Annotated in this window: 19 protein-coding genes; 8 read left to right on the forward strand and 11 right to left on the reverse strand. The window is 71.5% G+C overall.

The annotated features are described in order from the left end of the window. Positions 1–6: 6 nt before the first annotated feature. From OG444_RS21030 to OG444_RS21075, 10 genes are all read right to left on the reverse strand, one after another. Positions 7–1,215 carry a cytochrome P450 gene (locus OG444_RS21030; protein WP_327263632.1) on the reverse strand — a complete coding sequence of 403 codons (1,209 nt, stop codon included), beginning with the start codon at positions 1,213–1,215 and terminating at the stop codon, positions 7–9. A 29-nt stretch (positions 1,216–1,244) separates the two neighbouring features. Further along, entirely contained in the window at positions 1,245–1,904 is a 660-nt protein-coding gene (locus OG444_RS21035) for a response regulator transcription factor (protein WP_327263633.1), read from the reverse strand. Continuing rightward, complete coding sequence (locus OG444_RS21040) at positions 1,901–3,238, reverse strand: sensor histidine kinase (protein WP_327263634.1); 1,338 nt, start codon at positions 3,236–3,238, stop codon at positions 1,901–1,903. Before OG444_RS21040 ends, OG444_RS21035 begins: the two co-directional genes overlap by 4 nt. Positions 3,239–3,325: 87 nt before the next feature. Beyond that, positions 3,326–3,997: a response regulator transcription factor gene (locus tag OG444_RS21045; protein WP_327263635.1), complete on the reverse strand. Its 672-nt coding sequence runs from the start codon at positions 3,995–3,997 to the stop codon at positions 3,326–3,328. Continuing rightward, positions 3,994–5,316, reverse strand: a complete 1,323-nt coding sequence (locus OG444_RS21050; protein ID WP_327263636.1) for a sensor histidine kinase — start codon at positions 5,314–5,316, stop codon at positions 3,994–3,996. The genes OG444_RS21045 and OG444_RS21050 overlap by 4 nt, the downstream gene beginning before the upstream one ends. A 22-nt stretch (positions 5,317–5,338) precedes the next feature. Then, a complete protein-coding gene (locus tag OG444_RS21055) occupies positions 5,339–6,568 on the reverse strand; it encodes an acyltransferase family protein (RefSeq protein ID WP_327263637.1) in 1,230 nt (409 codons plus the stop codon). Beyond that, positions 6,561–7,622, reverse strand: coding sequence for an alpha/beta hydrolase (locus tag OG444_RS21060; RefSeq protein ID WP_327263638.1), 1,062 nt, complete (start codon positions 7,620–7,622; stop codon positions 6,561–6,563). The genes OG444_RS21055 and OG444_RS21060 overlap by 8 nt, the downstream gene beginning before the upstream one ends. Positions 7,623–7,793: 171 nt before the next feature. Continuing rightward, complete coding sequence (locus tag OG444_RS21065; protein ID WP_327263639.1) at positions 7,794–8,183, reverse strand: nuclear transport factor 2 family protein; 390 nt, start codon at positions 8,181–8,183, stop codon at positions 7,794–7,796. A 154-nt stretch (positions 8,184–8,337) separates the two neighbouring features. Beyond that, the gene (locus tag OG444_RS21070; RefSeq protein ID WP_327263640.1) at positions 8,338–8,922 is read right to left on the reverse strand and encodes a MarR family winged helix-turn-helix transcriptional regulator; all 585 of its coding nucleotides are present in this window, start codon (positions 8,920–8,922) and stop codon (positions 8,338–8,340) included. After that, positions 8,915–9,544, reverse strand: a complete 630-nt coding sequence (locus OG444_RS21075) for a DJ-1/PfpI family protein (RefSeq protein ID WP_327263641.1) — start codon at positions 9,542–9,544, stop codon at positions 8,915–8,917. The genes OG444_RS21070 and OG444_RS21075 overlap by 8 nt, the downstream gene beginning before the upstream one ends. Before the next feature lie 179 nt (positions 9,545–9,723). On the opposite strand from OG444_RS21075, the gene OG444_RS21080 reads away from it, so the two are divergent. The 3 genes from OG444_RS21080 to OG444_RS21090 all read left to right on the forward strand — a co-directional run bounded on the left by OG444_RS21080 (position 9,724) and on the right by OG444_RS21090 (position 12,851). After that, positions 9,724–11,082 (forward strand): aspartate aminotransferase family protein, encoded by a 1,359-nt coding sequence (locus OG444_RS21080; protein ID WP_327263642.1) that lies wholly within the window; start codon positions 9,724–9,726, stop codon positions 11,080–11,082. Between the two features lie 342 nt (positions 11,083–11,424). Beyond that, complete coding sequence (locus OG444_RS21085) at positions 11,425–12,090, forward strand: GntR family transcriptional regulator (RefSeq protein WP_327263643.1); 666 nt, start codon at positions 11,425–11,427, stop codon at positions 12,088–12,090. A gap of 110 nt (positions 12,091–12,200) precedes the next feature. Further along, positions 12,201–12,851 (forward strand): hypothetical protein, encoded by a 651-nt coding sequence (locus tag OG444_RS21090; protein WP_327263644.1) that lies wholly within the window; start codon positions 12,201–12,203, stop codon positions 12,849–12,851. Between the two features lie 208 nt (positions 12,852–13,059). Here OG444_RS21090 and OG444_RS21095 read toward each other — a convergent pair whose 3' ends face one another. Then, positions 13,060–13,806: an SLATT domain-containing protein gene (locus OG444_RS21095; RefSeq protein WP_327263645.1), complete on the reverse strand. Its 747-nt coding sequence runs from the start codon at positions 13,804–13,806 to the stop codon at positions 13,060–13,062. A 270-nt stretch (positions 13,807–14,076) separates the two neighbouring features. Between OG444_RS21095 and OG444_RS21100 the strand changes: the two genes are divergently transcribed. From OG444_RS21100 to OG444_RS21120, 5 genes are all read left to right on the forward strand, one after another. Further along, a complete protein-coding gene (locus tag OG444_RS21100; RefSeq protein ID WP_327263646.1) occupies positions 14,077–14,421 on the forward strand; it encodes a YbaB/EbfC family nucleoid-associated protein in 345 nt (114 codons plus the stop codon). Positions 14,422–14,458: 37 nt separating this feature from the next. Beyond that, entirely contained in the window at positions 14,459–15,058 is a 600-nt protein-coding gene (gene recR / locus OG444_RS21105; RefSeq protein WP_030010802.1) for a recombination mediator RecR, read from the forward strand. After that, positions 15,051–15,698 (forward strand): DUF5063 domain-containing protein, encoded by a 648-nt coding sequence (locus OG444_RS21110; RefSeq protein ID WP_327263647.1) that lies wholly within the window; start codon positions 15,051–15,053, stop codon positions 15,696–15,698. Before recR ends, OG444_RS21110 begins: the two co-directional genes overlap by 8 nt. 109 nt (positions 15,699–15,807) lie before the next feature. Continuing rightward, on the forward strand, positions 15,808–17,082 hold the full coding sequence (locus tag OG444_RS21115; RefSeq protein ID WP_327263648.1) for an aspartate kinase: 1,275 nt from the start codon (positions 15,808–15,810) through the stop codon (positions 17,080–17,082). Further along, complete coding sequence (locus OG444_RS21120) at positions 17,079–18,152, forward strand: aspartate-semialdehyde dehydrogenase (protein ID WP_327263649.1); 1,074 nt, start codon at positions 17,079–17,081, stop codon at positions 18,150–18,152. The genes OG444_RS21115 and OG444_RS21120 overlap by 4 nt, the downstream gene beginning before the upstream one ends. Positions 18,153–18,240: the final 88 nt, after the last annotated feature.

The raw sequence follows: 18,240 nt of genomic DNA on the forward strand, positions 1-18,240 counted from the left end.
ACTCATCTAGAACTCCACGAGCAGCTGCTTCAGCCCCCGGATGACGTAGCCGTCCTGCCACTGCGGCTCCTCGACGAGCCGCAGTGGCGGGACCCCCTCCGCGAGCAGCGCCCCGAACGAGGCCTCCAACTCCCGCCGCGCCAGGGGCGCCCCGAGGCAGTAGTGGATCCCGGCCCCGAAGGTCAGATGCGGATTGTCGGCCCGTACGAGGTCCAGCGCGTCGGGATCGTCGAAGCGCGCCGGATCCCGGTTCGCGGACCCGAAGAGCAGCGCGACCTCGGCTCCGCGGGGGATGACGGTGTCCCCGATCCGGATGTCGTCGAGCACCCAGCGCTCGAACATCTGGAGGGGAGTGTCGTACCGCATGAGTTCATCCACAGCTGTGGACAACTTTTCGGGATCGCGGCTCGTGCGGAGCGCGGCGAGCTGCGCGGGATTGCGGAACAGCGCCCACCAGCCGTTGACGGTCGTGTTCACGGTGGCCTCGTGCCCGGCGTTCAGCAGGAGCACACAGGTGGAGATCATCTCCTGCTCGCTGAGCCGCCCCTCCTCATCGTGGGCGGCGATCAGCCCGGAGATCAAATCCTCCCCGGGGTGCCTGCGCCGCTCGGCGATCAGCCCGCGCAGGTACGCGCTGAACTCGACGCTCGCCCGCACCGCACGCCGCGCCGTCTCCTCGTCCGGCCGCAGCTCGAACATCCCGCAGATGTCCGCCGACCACGGCCGCAGGGGCCCCCGGTCCGCCTCGGGCACGCCCAGCAGCTCCGCGATCACCGCCACCGGCAGCGGCTCGGCGACGACGGTGAGCAGATCCCCGCCCCCGTCCGCGCGCAACCGCCCGACCAGCTCCCCGGCCAGCCGCTGCACGGCGGGCACGAGCCGCTCCACCGTCCGCGGGGTGAAGGCCTTCGCCACCAGCCTGCGCACCCGCGCGTGCGCGGGATCCTCCAGGTCCAGCAGGCCGTTGCCATTGAGCACATGGAAGGGCTCGTGCTCCGGCGGTGGCGCCTCGCGCCCGAACTCCTCGTGCGAGAACCGGTGGAGGTAGGTCCGTCCCAGCCGCCGGTCCCGCAACAGCGCACTCACATCGGCGTAGTGCGGCACCAGCCACTGCCCGGTGGCCTCGCACCACACGGCCCGCCCCTGCTCCCGCAACTCCCGGTAGGCCGGGTACGGATCGGCGACGAACGCGGCATCCCACGGATCAAAGCCCATCCCCGCACCCTAAGGGCAGGCCCGCCCGATCAGGAGGGTGTCACCAGCCGGGTCTCGTACGCGTACACCGCCGCCTGGGTCCGGTCCCGCAGGCCCAGCTTCACCAGGATCCGGCTCACATGGGTCTTGATGGTGGACTCCGCGACGACCAGCCGGTCGGCTATCTCCGCGTTCGACAGCCCCTGTGCGATCAGCACCAGGACCTCCGTCTCCCGCTCCGTCAGTTCCCCCACCCCGGCAGGGTCCCCGAACTTGCGCGCCTCGGAGATCTTCGAGAACTCCACGATCAGCCGCTTGGTCACCGAGGGCGCCAGCAGGGCCTCGCCGGCCGCCACCACCCTTACCCCGTCGGCCAGCTGACGGGCCGATGCGTCCTTGAGCAGGAACCCGGAGGCCCCGGCCCGCAGCGCCTGGTACACGTACTCGTCGAGGTCGAAGGTCGTCAGGACCAGCACCTTCGCGTCCGTGTCGGAGGCCACGATTTCCCGCGTGGCCTCCAGCCCGTTCATCAGCGGCATCCGGATGTCCATCAGCACCACATCCGGCCGCAGTGCCGCCACCTGGTCGATGGCCTCCCGGCCGTCGACCGCCTCGCCGACCACCTCGATGCCGTCCATCGCGTTCAGCAGAACGGAGAACCCCTCGCGGACCATCATCTGGTCGTCGACGATCAGCACCCTGATCGTCATACCGTCCCCTCCTGCGGCTCCGGCGCCGGCTCCGCACGGTGCGGCACCGGTATGAACACCGCCACCTCGTACCCGCCCGCGGGGGTCCGGCCCGCCGTCATCTCCCCCTCCAGCATGGCCACCCGCTCTCGCATCCCGGTGATCCCGTGCCCGGCCCCGGGCGAGGGCCGCACATCCCCCGTCGCCGGGTCGTTGACGATCCGTATCCCGATGCCGCCCAGCACGTACGAGACCTCCACCTCGGCCGTGGCTCCCGGCGCGTGCCGCAGCGTGTTGCTCAGGGCCTCCTGGACGATCCGGTACGCCGACAGCTCCACACCCTGCGGCAGCTCCCGCACCGCGCCCGTGATCGTCTTCTGCACGCTCAGCCCGGTCTCCCGCACATTGGCCAGCAGGCCGTCCAGCGAGGCCAGCGTCGGCTGCGGGGCGTCCGGCGCCTCGTAGTCCGCGGAGCGCACCACACCCAGCACCCGTCGCAGCTCCGTCAGGGCCGCCACCGCGTTCTCACGGATGGTGACGAAGGCCGCCTCCAGCTCCGGCGGCGGATTCTTCACCCGGTACGGTGCGGCCTCCGCCTGGATCGCCACCACCGACATGTGGTGGGCCACCACATCGTGCAGCTCCCGCGCGATCGTGGTCCGCTCCTCCAGCAGGGTCCGCTTGTCCCGCTCGACGGCCGTGACCTCCTGCTGCGCGCTCACCTCCGCCTTCGCGTCCCGACGTATCTGGATACTGCCGGCGATCACCAGGGCGAAGGCCGAGGTCAGCGCCATCTCCGGCATGTTCGAACCCCATCGGCCGTTGAACAGGACGGAGATTCCCGTGCCCAGCACGAGGGTGAGCGTCCACATCCAGGCCGCCACCCGGGGCCCGGTCCGCAGCGTGACGAGGAACATGACCACGATGTAGGAGGCGAAACTGCCGTCGGTCCAGGGCCAGTTGAAGCCACTACCGATGCCGGCCGTCACCACCGTCATCGCGATGGCCGCCCACCACGCGCCGACCGGCCGCACCAGCGTCATCAGGACCGGCGCCGCCGTCAGGAACGTCATGGCGATCGGCCCCAGGTCACCCCAGGCGTCCGACTGCGTGTTCAGCGATATCGTCCCGACCAGGAAGGCCAGGAATCCCACCGCCGCATGCCGCCGCCACGGTGCGTACCGGCGCAGCACCCCGGGAAGCCGGCGTACGAAGCGCCCGGAGGTGTCCGCCAGCGGCAGCGGCCGGTACGCAAAGGCATCGGTGACGAGGTCCCGGCGCAGGGTCCCGATCACATCCGATGCCAGTCGGAATTCAGGCGTCCGGGCTGTCCCCCCGGTGGTCCTCTCGGTCATACACACACCGTAGGTCTGTACCGCTCTGGTCCGCGTCGCCGCTGATGGGGATTTCTCGGGGTCCCCCTCAAGTACTACACGGGTTCCTCAGTAGCCCGTCGGACGGATCAGACCCGTCTCGTACGCGAACACCGCCGCCTGCGTGCGGTCCCGCAGCCCCAGCTTCACCAGGATCCGGCTCACATGCGTCTTCACCGTCTGCTCGGCCAGCACCAGGTGCTCCGAGATCTCGGCATTCGACAGGCCCTGGGCGATCAGCGACAGCACCTCGGTCTCCCGCTCGGTCAGCGCCTCGATCCGGGCCCGGGACGGCGCCCGCGGCGCCCCCAGCCGGGAGAACTCCGTGATCAGGCGCTTCGTGATGTTCGGCGAGAGCAGCGCCTCGCCGGCCGCCACCACCCGCACCGCCTCGGCGAGCTGGTCGGCCGAGGCGTCCTTGAGCAGGAACCCGGAGGCTCCGGCCCGCAGCGCCTCGTACACGTACTCGTCGAGATCGAAAGTCGTCAGCACCAGCACCTTCACGGCGGCGTCCGGAACACCGGTGATGACGGACGTGGCCTCGATCCCGCCCATCCCCGGCATGCGGATGTCCATCAGCACCACGTCCGGGGCCAGCTCGGCGACCTTCGCCACCGCGTCGGCCCCGTCCACCGCCTGTCCCACGACCTCTATGTCGGGCTGTGCGTTGAGAAGCACGGTGAAGCCCTGCCGGACCATCATCTGGTCATCGGCGATCATCACCTTGATCGGGGTGCTCATGAGGCCCTCTTCGTCTCGGGTTCGGGAACCGCGGGCCGGTCCTGCGGATCCATCGGGAGTACGGCGCTCACCTCGTACCCCCCGTCGGGGCGCGGGCCGGCGGCCAGCTCGCCCCCCAGCATGCCCGCCCGTTCCCGCATCCCCAGCAGCCCGTGCCCCGCTCCGGGCGAGGGCGGGGCCGACCGGGTCGGCGCGGAGTTCGCGACGCACAGGTGCAGATCACGCGGCCCGTAGGCGATGCCCACCTCCACCTGCGAACCGGGCGCATGGCGCAGACAGTTGCTCAGCGCCTCCTGCACGATCCGGTACGCGGTGAGCTCCACGCCCGGGGTCAGCGGCCGCCGTATCCCCGCGATCTCGGTCGTGACGTCCAGCCCGGCCCCCCGCACGTTGTCCACGAGGCCGTCGAGCTCGCCGAGGGTCGGCTGCGGATGGTGGGGGTTCGCGGGATCGTCGGGCTGCTCCGACCTCAGCACGCCCAGCACCCGCCGCAGCTCCGTCAGTGCCTCCAGCGCGTTCTCCCGGATGCCGGCCAGATTCTCCTTGAGCTCCTCCGACGGGTTCTCCACGAGGTGCGGGGCGACCTGCGCCTGGATGGAGATCACCGACATGTGGTGGGCGACCACGTCGTGCAGTTCGCGGGCGATCCGGCTGCGCTCCTCCAGCAGGGTGCGCCGGGCCCGCTCCTCCTCCGTGAGGGTCTCCTGCTCGACGAGTTTGCCGCGGGTGAGGCGGGTGGCGCGCAGGGCGTAGCCGAGGATCCCCACGAACCCGAAGAGGAGGGCCACCCCGCCGATGATCGTCTGGCTCTGCGGCGGCCTGAGGACGACGTCGGCCAGGCCGTTGAGGGCGAGCGTGATGCCGATGACCGCGACGGTCACCCGGGGCGGCACCCGCAGGGCGACCATCAGGATCAGGGGCGCGACCGTGGCCGGCCCGGCGGGGGTCCAGGGCCAGGACTGTCCCTGGCCGACGTGGTCGTGGATGACCCACGCGATCAGGGCCGTGGTGACGAGACCGAGCCACCAGGCGGCGATCGGCCGGAACATGCTGAGCACGACGGAGACGGACGTCAGCAGCGACAGGCCCAGGACGGCCGAACCGACCACCTTGTAATGGTCGTTCAGCTGCATGCCCGTGAGGACACCGCAGGGGATGGCCACATAGCAGAGGACCACATGCGGCAGCCAGGCCAGCCAGCGCGGCCGTGACATCTTCGGGAGGGGGTCCCGCTTCACGGTGAACAGCTCCCGGGCCAGGCCGCGCGGCAGGCGGAGGCGGGCTGTGTCGGCGGAAGGCGGCTCGGTCTGCTGGTTCACGCCGTCCAGGCTAAGGCGGGCCCTAGACATGGGTTCTCTCCTTGGCGGGGCCCGCTCCGGTACGGGAGACGGCGGCGGCACGGGCGGCGCGGGCTGAACGGGAAGCGGGGGAAGCGGGGGAAGGCTTCGGGCGGCGCCCGCCCTGCTCGTGGACACGGAACGCGGCCCAGCAGAGCGCCAGTGCGGCGGCGAACACCGGGAGCCACAGCAGCCGGGCCGCTATCCAGCCCGCCGAATCGGGCACGGTGTGCAGCCCGGGAAGGTCGGCCGAGACCAGCAGCCCGAGGGCGGTGACGGCCATCATGGCGGTCTGGTGCCACAGGAAGACGGTCATGGCGGACAGGTTGACCAGGGCCACCTTCGCCCAGGCCGAGGGCCGTCGCACGATCCGGGCCAGCGGCTCGCGCACCAGCAGGGCCAGCCCGCACTGGGCCAGTCCGAAGGCGGCCGCGGCCAGCGTCGGCGGGCTCAGGTTCGATACCGAGGCCCCCGGGACACCCACCATGGACGCCGGGTACCCGCCCCAGAGGATCAGCGCGGCCGTGGCCGCGGCCCCCGCGCCGAACAGGAGCAGCGCCGGCCGGCGCCGGGCGAAGGCCCCACGGGACCAGGCGGCGCCCAGCGTGAAGGGGACGAGCCAGCCGGCGGCCACATTGACCCAGCCGATCCACGCGGGCCCTGCGAGCCCGAAGCGCCACACGTCCACGGCGGCCACCACGGCCAGCGGCCACAGCGGGCCGAGCCGCGCCACGAGCGGGGTCGCCGCGGTGAGCGCGGCGAACACCAGCAGGAACCACAGCGGCGACAGCACCAGACCGACCAGCGACCGGACGGTGTCGAACTCCGCCCCGCCGACCAGCATCCCGCCCGCGACGACCGCCCAGAGGACGAGCACCGCGGCGACCGGACGGAACAGCCGCCCCAGCCGCTGCCCGACCCAGGCGCCGTACGAGACGCCGCGCTCGCGCGCCGACGCGTACCCGCGGGCGGCGACATGGCCGCCGACCAGGAAGAAGACGGACAGCGTCTGGAACATCCAGGACACCGGCGCCAGCCACGGCATGTGCGCCAGCGGGCTGGTGGTGCTCAGACCGCCGTCATGGGCGGTCAGTGCGGTGACCAGCCAGTGGCCGAGCACCACGCCGAGGATCGCGAAGGCCCGCAGCGCGTCCACGGTCCGGTCACGGTCGGCCGGGGTGGCCGCGTCGATGCCCGCCGCCAGGGCGTTCCAGCGGGCGCGGAGCCTACGCATGGTCGGCCTCCGATGCGGGAGCGGTGGTGCCGAGGACGATGGCGGCCAGGCTGTCCAGGGACGCGGTGCCCGGCTTGAGGTAGTCGCTGTGGCCGACGGCGCCGGCGGTGAAGGCCCGGGCCCCGAAGACGGGGTCGACCGGGTCGGTCCCGAATCCGATTCCGCCGATCCGGACGTGCGGGACGTTGCCTATCCAGTCCCCGTTGCCCCGGCCGGCCCACACCCGGGCGCCGGTCGGCAGCTCCCGTGCGGCTCCGGCCCCCGTGCCCGGGCTGCCGAACAGCACCATGTCGCTGACCGCGTTCCCGGTCCCGGTCCGGGCGCAGACCACGGAGCCGTAGGAGTGGCACAGGAGGGATACCTGGGCCCCGGGCTCCGCCATGGCCCCCAACCGGTCCAGGAAGGGAGCCAGTTCTGCTGCGGCCTCGTCGGCCCGGGCGGCGGTCAGCACGGTGGTGCTCACCGTGCCGGGGGTGTCGTACCCGAGCCAGGCGACCACGGCGGAGCGCGGATGCGCGGCCCGCAGGCGCTGCTGGAGGGAGAGGGCCCCCGCACGGAACCTCTCGTAGGTGTCCAGGGTGGTGTCGGAGCCGGGCACCAGGACGGCGACCCGGTCGGCGCTCTCCAGCTCGCCGAACACCTCGACGGCCCGTCCCTTCCCCCGGCCGTCGAAGGTGAGGAACTGCCCTGCTCCGCCCGCCCCCATGGCGCGCAGCCCGGCCGCCCTCCCCGGACGGTCGGCGCCCTCGGCCATACGGACCGCCTCGGCGATGTTGGCGCTGTTGGCGGCATACCGGCTCCGGGGCGTGGCGTCCTCGGCGAACGTGGCGGGCGCGGGGGCCGGAACCTTCGGCGAGGCGACTGCGGTGATGGGGACCGCCACGGCCGCGGCGACCAGAGCCGCCAGCAGGGTGCGGCGCAGCCGGCCGCCGCCGGCCCGCACCCGCCCCGTGCCGAGCGCGGTGCCCGCCCCTGCCGCCGCCCCTGCCCCCGCCCCGCTCCCGCTCGTGCTCCCGTTCCCGCTCGTGCTCGCGGTCCCCGTCCCCGTTGCCATGGCCTCTTCCTTCGGTCGTCGCCCGGAAGAGCCGTCAATGCTCCTCTCTGCTACCGAAGTTAGAAATCAAGACCCGTGGTCGGCGTCACGCCATGGAGCCGTGTTCGCGCGTAGCTCTCAGGTATGACGGGCGATACTCAAGAGCCAAGGCCAGGCCCAAGTCCACGCCGCTCAGTCCGCCACCAAGGGCTCGACGTAACCCGCCCGCCAGCGCGGCGCCGGATCCTGACCGGGGCTGGTCCAGTACTCCCTCGCCCCCACGATCTCCCCGTCCCGCACGGTCCAGAGGGAGACGGCCCGGTAGACGACGTGGTCCTGAGGTATCTCCACCTCGGTGACCACGAGGTTCCCGTCGGCCAGGATCCGCAGCAGTTCCACGGATCTCTCGTCCGCGTAGCCGTCGTCGCTGTTCACGGCTATGAAGTTGGCGCGCCCCACGATGCGCTCACCGCTCACGGGCCATTCGATGACGGCGTCCTCGGCAATGAGCGCGGCCACGCCGTCCCAGTCGCGTGCCTCTATTCGCTCCCACAGTTGTGCCACTACCTTCAACGGCTCCATGTGCCGCAGTGTCCGACAGCCCCGTTATACGTAACAAGCATTGTTTGCAGGCTTATTGACTTCGACACAATCGCCCGCCGGGGCCGCTCAGAACACGGGCAGGGCGCCGAGTGCCGTGCCGTCCAGCAGGAACACGCGGCCATTCCGACGGCGCCTAAGCGGCCTCCGGGCCCGGCGGTCCGGGAATGGCGGCCGGAGCTGCGGTCGGAGCTGCGGTCGGATCCGGATCCGCGGCCGCCACCAGTGACGCGGTCGGCGTCGAGGCCTCCAGCGCGTCCAGGGCCGAGGCCAGCCGTTCCAGGGCGCGGACCGTCTCCGCGAAGGCGGCGTCGCCCAGCTCCGTCGCGAGGCGGGCCGCCAGGGCCGCGTGCCCCGGGGCGATCCGGTCCACCGCCTCGAGGCCCTCCTGCGTGGGCCGCAGCAGCTTCGCCCGGCGGTGGGCGGGGTTCGGGGCGTATTCGGCCAGGCCCTTGGCCACCAGCAGGTCCGCGATGCGCTGGACGCTCTGCCGGGTGATGCCCATGCTGCGGGCGATGCCCGCGACGGGCAGCGGCTCGCGCAGCACCGCGCCCAGGACCTGCCACCAGGCGGCCGTCAGCCCGGCCGGCTTGGCCAGCTCCTCCGAGATGGCGAGGAACTGGCCGTTCAGCCGGAACACCCCGAGCGCGGTGCGGCTCAGCAGGTCCTGCCGGGTCCGGGAGTCCCCGAGCGACAGCGGCTCGTGCACCGATTCACGCATCGCCGGCCGCCGCTGCCGCCATCAGGACCGGGTACGCGCTGACGTCCGAGTCGTGGAAGAGCCCGTACCAGGCGTCCAGGACCTCCGGCTTGTAGACGTCCAGGCGGGCGAAGACCTCGCGGGCGAAGGCCACCGGTTCCGTCGGCCCCGCCGTGATCAGGTCGCCGTCGGTCACCGCGTCGGCCTCGACGTAGCCGTCGGCGCCCCCGTAGCCCGGCTGCTCCGCCAGGTAGAAGGACGCGCCGCTGGTGTGGGTGCGGCCGTCCAGCAGGCCCGCCCGGGCGAGGCCGGCGGTGGCTCCGCAGATCGCCGCGACCGGGACCCCGGCGGCCAGGAACTCCCGCGCCTTCGCCGCGAACGGCGCCAGCTCGTCGCCCGTGTCCCACAGGGACGCGCCGGTGAGGATCAGCAGCGAGGAGTCCTGCGGCCGGAGGTCGGCCAGGGCCAGATCGGGCTGGATGCGGACGCCGCCCATGGTGGTGACCGGCTGCGAGGAGTCGAGGCCGACTGTGCGCACGACGTGACCGCGCTGGGTGAGGTGCGCCGTGGTGTGGCCGGTCTCCCAGTCCGCGTACGTGTCGTAGACCGCGAGGTGGACGGGCTTGCGCGGGGTCTCGCTCATGGTGCTTTCGCCTCCAGCGTGGTTCCTGCTCTATGACAATAGACTGTCATAACGACAGGATGCTGTCAATCCTGCGAGGAGGTTCGGGCCCGCTCGCAGACAGACTGCCGAGAGCCGCCCCCCACCCCCATACAGTCCGCCGATATCCCGCCCCACCTGCGCACTTCTAGCGTGACGTCATGACCCCTCATGTCACCCCGCACACCCTTGCCGCCGTGAAGGACGCAGATCGGAAGCACGTCTTCCACTCCTGGTCCGCCCAGGCCCTGATCGACCCCCTCGCCGTCGCAGGGGCCGAGGGGTCGTATTTCTGGGACTACGAGGGCAAGCGTTTCCTCGACTTCTCCTCCCAGCTGGTGAACACCAACATCGGCCACCAGCACCCCAAGGTCGTCGCCGCGATCCAGGAGCAGGCCGGCCGGCTCTGCACCCTCGCGCCCGGCTTCGCCGTCGACGTCCGTTCCGAGGCCGCACGCCTCATCGCCGAGCGGACCCCGGGCGACCTGGACAAGATCTTCTTCACCAACGGCGGCGCCGAGGCCGTCGAGAACGCCGTCCGCATGGCCCGTCTGCACACGGGCCGCGCCAAGGTGCTCTCCACCTACCGCTCGTACCACGGGGCCACCGCCGCCGCGATCAACCTGACCGGCGACCCGCGCCGCTGGCCCTCCGACACGGCCGCCGCCGGCGTCGTGCACTTCTGGGGCCCGTACCTCTACCGCTCCGCCTTCCACGCCACCACCGAGGCCGAGGAGTGCGCCCGCGCCCTCGCCCACCTCGCCGACACCATCGCCTTCGAGGGGCCGCAGACCATCGCGGCGATCATCCTGGAGAGCGTGCCCGGCACCGCCGGCATCATGACCCCGCCGGCCGGCTACCTCGCGGGCGTCCGCGAGCTCTGCGACCGCCACGGCATCGTCTTCATCCTGGACGAGGTCATGTCGGGCTTCGGCCGCACCGGCAAGTGGTTCGCCGCCGACCACTGGGACGTCACCCCCGACCTGATCACCTTCGCCAAGGGCGTGAACAGCGGCTACGTGCCGCTCGGCGGCGTGGCCATCTCGGCCGCCGTCGCCGAGACCTTCGCCACCCGCCCCTACCCGGGCGGACTGACGTACTCCGGCCACCCCCTGGCCTGCGCCGCCGCCGTGGCGACGATCACCACCATGGAGGAGGAGGGCGTCGTCGAGCACGCCGCCCACCTCGGCGAGAACGTCATCGGCCCGGCGCTCGCCGAGATCGCCGAGCGGCACCCCTCGGTCGGGGAGGTCCGCGGGCTCGGCGCCTTCTGGGCCTTGGAGCTCGTACGGGACAAGGAGACGCGCGAGCCGCTCGTCCCGTACAACGCGGCCGGCGCGGACAACGCGCCGATGGCCGAATTCGCGGCGGCCTGCAAGGCGTCCGGCCTGTGGCCCTTCGTGAACATGAACCGGACCCACGTGGTCCCGCCCTGCACCATCACGGAGGCCGAGGCGAAGGAGGGCCTGGCCCTGCTCGACGAGGCACTGACGGTCGCCGACCGCCACACCACCGGCTAGGTCCTGTCGTCGAAGTAGCGCCGGTCGGGCCCGCGGTGTCCGGCGCCGTGCATCGCAAGGCGGAGGGGCGCCCGAGTACTGGACGTACTTGGGCGCCCCGACAACGCGGCGAGGTGCGGTGCCGGGCGCCGTGGGCCAGGCGGGACTTTGCCGACAGGACCTAGGTCCGCCCGGGGGGCCGGGGCCGCAACCCGGGCGACGCGAAATCCGCACCCGCACGGCGGGTGCGGATTTCGCATCTCGGTTGGCTACCGATCGGTATATCGGTTGGCTACCGATCGGTTTTCAGCCGCGTTGTCTGGCCTATGGTGTCCGGAGCTCTACGACAGGAGACGGACCCCTATGCCAGGCAGCGGAGCTGTCACCCGCAACACGCTCCGCCAGCAGATCGCGGACGCGCTGCGCGACGAGGTGCTCGCGGGACGCCTGCCTCCGGGGACCGAGTTCACCGTCAAGCAGATAGCGGAGCAGTACGAGGTCTCCGCGACCCCGGTCCGCGAGGCGCTCGTCGACCTTTCGGCCCAGGGACTGCTCGAACTGGTCCAGCACCGCGGCTTCCGCGTGCGGATCTTCTCCGTCGACGACTTCCGGGGAATGATCGAGGCCCGCTCGCTGGTCGTGGACGGCATCTTCCGCCGCCTCGCCGAACGCGGCACCGCCCCCGGCTCCGGCGAGCTGCTGGTGTCGGTGCGCCGCCGGGGCGAGGAGGCGCGCAGGGCCGCCCAGAGCGGTTCGCTCGAAGTGCTGATCGGCTACGACCTGCGCTTCTGGCGGGAGCTGAGCGGGCTGGTCGCCAACACCTACATCTCCGAGTTCCTGCACCGCATCCGCGTGCAGTGCTGGGTCTTCGCCGTCCCTCACCTCCAGCGCGAACCGCAACTGCGGGCGGCGCTGTGGGACGGCCACAGCGAGCTGGTGGACGCGGTGACACGGGCCGACGCCGACGCGGTGCGCTCCATCGTGCAGGGCTACAACGAGCACGCGCTGGCCTGGGCCGCCCGCCTCTGAGCCCCGAGGTCAGCCCCGAGGTCAGCCCCGAGGTTATGCGCACCCCTTCGCGGAGGGTGTCCGGCCCACTACTCTGGCCCGATCGGCGGCAATGACTGATCGGAGGCCGCGTGGCCTGTGACCTGTGGCTGGTCCCCCTTGTCGATGTGCTGTGCCACAGCCCCGACAACCCCTTCGCGGAAGAGATCGCCTCGTACGACAAGGCGCTGGGCGCGGCCGGACTGCCGTCCGTGCCCGTGTTCGCCTACATGCCGGGCCTGAGCGGGGACGTCGCCCCGGTCGCCGGCTTCGACTACGACGCCCTGCATTTCCTGCGGCGGGCGTACCTGCTCCAGCTCTGCGGGCTGCCCGTGACCCCGGTCGACGAGCTGGGCGGGGACTACGAGCAGCTGCTGGAGATGTTCGAGCCCACGGCCCAGCAGTCGCACCTGGTGTGGCACTACGACCATGCCGGGGCGTACGTCCCGGTGGACTTCGCGGCACCGCTGGCGAACGAGGAGCTGCTGGCCGGGGGCGGGCCGCTGGGGTCCGCGCAGGGGCTGCTGCGCGAGCTGCTGTTCGTGGCCCCCGCCATCGGGATAGACCCGGGGAACCCGCCCGCGGCGCCGGCGCCGCCGGGGCGGCCGACGCAGCTGGAGGAGCCCGCGGGACCGATTCCGTACGACGGCAGTCCCTTCGCCCGTGAACGGCACGTGTGGCTGGGCCTGCACGCGGCCGCGACGCGGAGCCTCGGCCAGGGATCGATGATCATCTTCAGCTGAGCCGTGTCCGGCCGGCGGCGACCGGCGGCCTGCGACCGGTGGGCGGGGTACGGATCCGAGCGCGGAACCGGCCCCGCCGCCGCGCCGGCAGCAGACCGCGGAAGGCCTCCTGAACCCCGGACGGCCCCTGAACCGGACGCCCCCTGAACCGGACGGCCCCCTGAACCCCGGAAGCCCCGGAAGAAGCTGCAGGGCCCGGGAAAACGTCTCAGCGCGGCTGCTCCGGCGGCCGCTGGCGGGGCATGTTCGGCCGGGTGCCCGGCGGCAGCGGGAAGCGCGCCGGCGGGATGCTCGCGTCCGCCCGGCCCCCGGAAGCCCCCAGCGACTGCATGACCAGCGGCGCGGGCCCGGCCCGGAACTCCACCATCCAGTCCGCGGTCTCGGAGCGCACCAGCTCCGTGATGTCCTCCGAGAAGCGGCGCAGCACGGTCAGGCACCGCTCCGCGGCCTCGCTGGCCGTGCCCTCGGTGGGGCCCAGCACCTCGCGCACGTTCTCCGAGGCCCAGTCGAACTGGAGGGTCTGGAGCCGTCGCTGTACCGCCTGGGCCGTGGCCACGTCCCGCATCCACCCGGACGTCAGCCCGAAGAACCGGTCGCAGGCGAGCGCGGCCGCGCCCAGCAGCAGCGCGAGGTATCCGTACGTGGAGGCGCCCGGGATCGAGCCCGTCAGTTCCAGCAGCGGCATCGACGCGCCCGTGACGGCGCCGACGGCCGCCCCGGCGCGCAGCACGCGCGCACCGCGCCGCTTCCACGCCCGGTCGGACAGGTACCACTCGGCGGTGCGCAGCGCATCGGCCTCGACCCGCCGGTAGAGCTCGTCGAGCCGCTCGGCGGGCTCGCCCCAGTCCCCGAGGGGGAACGGCCGGCCGGTCAGATCGCCCGCCGCCATCGGTCCGCCGCCTTCCTCCCGGGGATCCCGGGGTGGCCCCTCGGGCTGCATCTCCGGCTGGCTCACCCGGCACTCCCTCTGCCTGCGCTGACGTGTGGTGGTGCGCGTGTGCGCAATGATGCGCATGCTCTTCCTACCTTCGAATGACGGGCGATGGGCGACGATTCCCGGGTTTTCCGCCCGCAAGGAGGTCTTCATCAGGTACGCGTACGCCCCGTCTCTCACTCGAAAGAGTTGGTCCTCACGGCGTAGGGCGCAGCGCCCGGGGAGCACGTAGGCTCGGATTGACCAAGCGTTCCGAAGGTCTCGACGTACGACGTATGGAGTGAGTGCCCTGTGATTCCCGGTGGTGGCCAGCCCAACATGCAGCAGCTGCTCCAGCAGGCCCAGAAGATGCAGCAGGATCTCGCGGCCGCGCAGGAGGAGCTCGCACAGGCCGAGGTCGAGGGCCAGGCCGGCGGCGGTCTGGTGAGGGCGACCGTCACCGGTTCCGGTGAGCTGCGCGCGCTGGTGATCGACCCGAAGGCCGTGGACCCCCAGGACACCGAGACGCTCGCCGACCTGGTGGTGGCCGCGGTGCAGGCGGCCAACGAGAACGCGCAGGCGCTCCAGCAGCAGAAGCTGGGCCCCCTGGCCCAGGGCCTGGGCGGCGGCAGCGGCATCCCCGGCCTCCCGTTCTAGCCCACCTCATTCCTACCCGACGAAAGAAGGCAGTCCGTTGTACGAAGGCGTGGTTCAGGACCTGATCGACGAACTGGGCAGGCTGCCCGGCGTCGGGCCCAAGAGCGCGCAGCGGATCGCCTTCCACATCCTGCAGGCCGAGCCCACCGATGTCCGCCGCCTCGCGCACGCGCTGCTGGAGGTCAAGGACAAGGTCCGGTTCTGCGCGGTGTGCGGGAACGTGGCGCAGGAGGAGCGGTGCGGCATCTGCCGTGATCCGCGCCGGGACACCACGGTCATCTGCGTCGTCGAGGAACCGAAGGACGTCGTCGCGATCGAGCGGACGCGCGAGTTCCGGGGCAAGTACCACGTCCTCGGCGGTGCGATCAGCCCGATCGAGGGCGTCGGACCGGACGACCTGCGCATCCGCGAGCTGCTCGCGCGCCTGGCGGACGGAGAGGTGACCGAGCTGATCCTGGCCACCGACCCGAACCTGGAGGGGGAGGCGACCGCCACCTACCTCGCCCGCATGATCAAGCCCATGGGCCTGAAGGTAACCCGCCTGGCCAGCGGGCTCCCCGTCGGGGGAGATCTGGAGTACGCGGACGAGGTCACGCTCGGGCGGGCCTTTGAAGGAAGGCGACTTCTCGATGTCTGACGCAACGCTGCACGCCCTGGGACAGGATCCGGACGACTTCGCCGCCTCGATCGCGGACCAGATCGAGTCCTTCATCGTCGCGGTCACCGAGGTGGCCAAGGGCGAGGACCCGGACAGCGCGGTGCCCTTCCTCCTCCTGGAGGTGTCCCAGCTGCTGCTGGCGGGCGGCCGGCTGGGCGCGTACCAGGACGTGCTGCCCGACGAGCGTTACGAGCCCGACCTGGGCCCGGAGCCGGACGTGGACATTCTGCGCGAGCGCTTCGCGGTCATGCTGGAGCCGGTCGACGTCTACTCCGAGGTCTTCGACCCGTACGAGCCGCGCAAGGCCCCGGTCGCGCACCGGATCTCGGACGACCTGGCCGACATGGTCGCCGACCTGCGGCACGGCCTGATCCACCACCAGGCGGGCCGGATCACCGAGGCGCTGTGGTGGTGGCAGTTCTCGTACTTCACCAACTGGGGTCCGACGGCCTCGGCCACCCTGCGCGCCCTGCAGTCGCTGATCGCCCACGTCCGCCTCGACCAGCCCCTCGCCGCCCTGGACGGCCTGGACACGGACGAGGACCTGGCCGAGGACGATCTCGCGGAGCAGGCCGGACAGGTGATGGCCGAAGAGCTCGGCGGTCTCGGCCGTATCTGAGGGAACTCATTCTCTGATCTTCTCGTCTCATGATGTGGTACGAGGCGGTCGGATCCCGGTCGCTCGTTAGACTGCACCAGCAATGAGACGGATTGAGCGAGGAGCGCACGTGGGCCTTGTCGTGCAGAAGTACGGAGGCTCCTCCGTAGCCGATGCCGAGGGCATCAAGCGTGTCGCCAAGCGGATCGTGGATGCCAAGAAGAACGGCCACCAGGTGGTCGTCGTGGTTTCCGCGATGGGCGACACGACGGACGAGCTGATCGATCTCGCCGAGCAGGTATCCCCGATGCCTGCCGGGCGTGAATTCGACATGCTGCTGACCGCCGGGGAGCGGATCTCCATGGCCCTGCTGGCCATGGCGATCAAAAACCTGGGCCACGAGGCCCAGTCGTTCACCGGTAGCCAGGCAGGCGTGATCACCGACTCGGTCCACAACAAAGCGCGCATCATCGATGTCACGCCGGGCCGTATCCGCACCGCGCTGGACGAGGGCAACATCGCCATCGTCGCCGGCTTCCAGGGCGTGTCCGCGGACTCCAAGGACATCACCACCCTCGGCCGGGGCGGCTCGGACACGACCGCCGTCGCGCTCGCCGCGGCGCTGGACGCCGAGGTCTGCGAGATCTACACCGACGTCGACGGCGTCTTCACCGCGGACCCCCGCGTCGTGAAGAAGGCCAAGAAGATCGACTGGATCTCCTCCGAGGACATGCTGGAGCTCGCGGCCTCCGGCTCCAAGGTGCTGCTGCACCGCTGCGTCGAGTACGCGCGCCGCTACAACATCCCGATCCACGTCCGCTCGTCCTTCTCCGGACTGCCGGGCACCTGGGTCAGCAACGAGAATCCGCAAGGGGACGCGCAGGTGGAGCACGCCATCATCTCCGGAGTCGCGCACGACGTCTCCGAAGCCAAGATCACGGTCGTCGGTGTCCCGGACAAGCCGGGCGAGGCCGCGGCGATCTTCCGTGCCATCGCGGACGCCGAGATCAACATCGACATGATCGTGCAGAACGTCTCCGCGGCCTCCACGGGCCTCACGGACATCTCCTTCACCCTCCCCAAGTCCGAGGGCCACAAGGCCATCGACGCCCTGGAGAAGGCGAAGGGCGCGATCGGCTTCGACTCCCTGCGCTACGACGACCAGATCGGCAAGATCTCCCTGGTCGGCGCCGGCATGAAGACGAACCCGGGCGTCACCGCCTCCTTCTTCCAGGCGCTGTCCGACGCGGGCGTGAACATCGAGCTGATCTCCACCTCGGAGATCCGCATCTCGGTCGTCACCCGCCAGGACGACGTCAACGAGGCCGTCCGCGCCGTGCACACGGCCTTCGGCCTCGACTCCGACAGCGACGAGGCCGTCGTCTACGGAGGCACCGGACGATGACCCGCACCCGGTCCTCCGGCCCGGCACTCGCCGTGGTCGGGGCGACCGGAGCAGTCGGTTCGGTCCTGCTCCAGATGCTGTCCCAGCGGGCCGACGTCTGGGGCGAGATCCGCCTGATCGCCTCCGCGCGCTCGGCCGGCCGCATGCTGGCCGTCCGGGCGCGGGAGTGCGAGGTGATCGCCCTCACCGAGGACGCCTTCGACGGCCTCGGCCCGGGCGACATCGCCCTCTTCCTCACCCCGGCCGACGTCTCGGCCCGATGGGCCCCCGTCGTCACGGCCCGCGGCACGGTCGCCATCGACCTGTCCGCCGCGTTCCGCGAGGACCCCGAGGTCCCGCTGGTGGTGCCCGAGGTCAACGGGCACGCCGTACGGATCCGGCCGCGCGGGATCGTCGCCGGCCCGGACTGCGTGACCGCCACCATGATCGCGGCGCTCGGCGCGCTGCACTCCGAGTACTCCCTCCGCGACCTGGCCGTCTCCTCGTACCAGGCCGCGAGCGCCGTCGGCCGGGCCGGCTCCGAGGTGCTGCGCCGCCAGCAGTCGCTGGTCGCCGGGACCTCCCTGGGCGAGCAGCCCGGGGACGTACGCCGTGCCGTGGGAGAGGACACCGGCCCCTTCGCGGCTCCGCTCGCCCTCAATGTCGTGCCCTGGTCCGGAGAGCTGCGCGCGGACGGCTGGTCCTCGCACGAGCTGGCGGTACGGGGGGAGACGCGCCGGATCCTGCAGCTCGAGCAGCTCCCGGTGTCGGTGACCTGCGTCCAGGTACCGGTGCTGACGGGGCATTCGCTGACGGTACGGGCGCGGTTCGAGCGCGAGGTGGAGGCCGCGCACGCCCGGGAGATCCTGGAGGCGGCCCCCGGCGTGGTGCTCGTGGACGACCCAGCGGCGGGGGAGTTCCCCACCCCCGTGGACGCCGTCGGCACGGATCCCGCCTGGGTGGGACGGGTGCGGGTCTCGCTCGACGATCCTTACGCCCTGGAGTTCTTCGTGTGCGCGGACAATCTCCGCAAGGGCGCTGCGCTGAATGCCACACAGATCGCGGAACTGATCGCAGGTGAATTTGCGTAATTCGCTTTGTAGGATCGGTGCTGATCCCTTGATCAAGGTGATGGCCCGACTGCCGTCTCGATAAGACGGGGCAATCGGGAAGAGCGGG

The sequence above is a fragment of the Streptomyces sp. NBC_01232 genome (assembly GCF_035989885.1).
Lineage (GTDB): Bacteria > Actinomycetota > Actinomycetes > Streptomycetales > Streptomycetaceae > Streptomyces.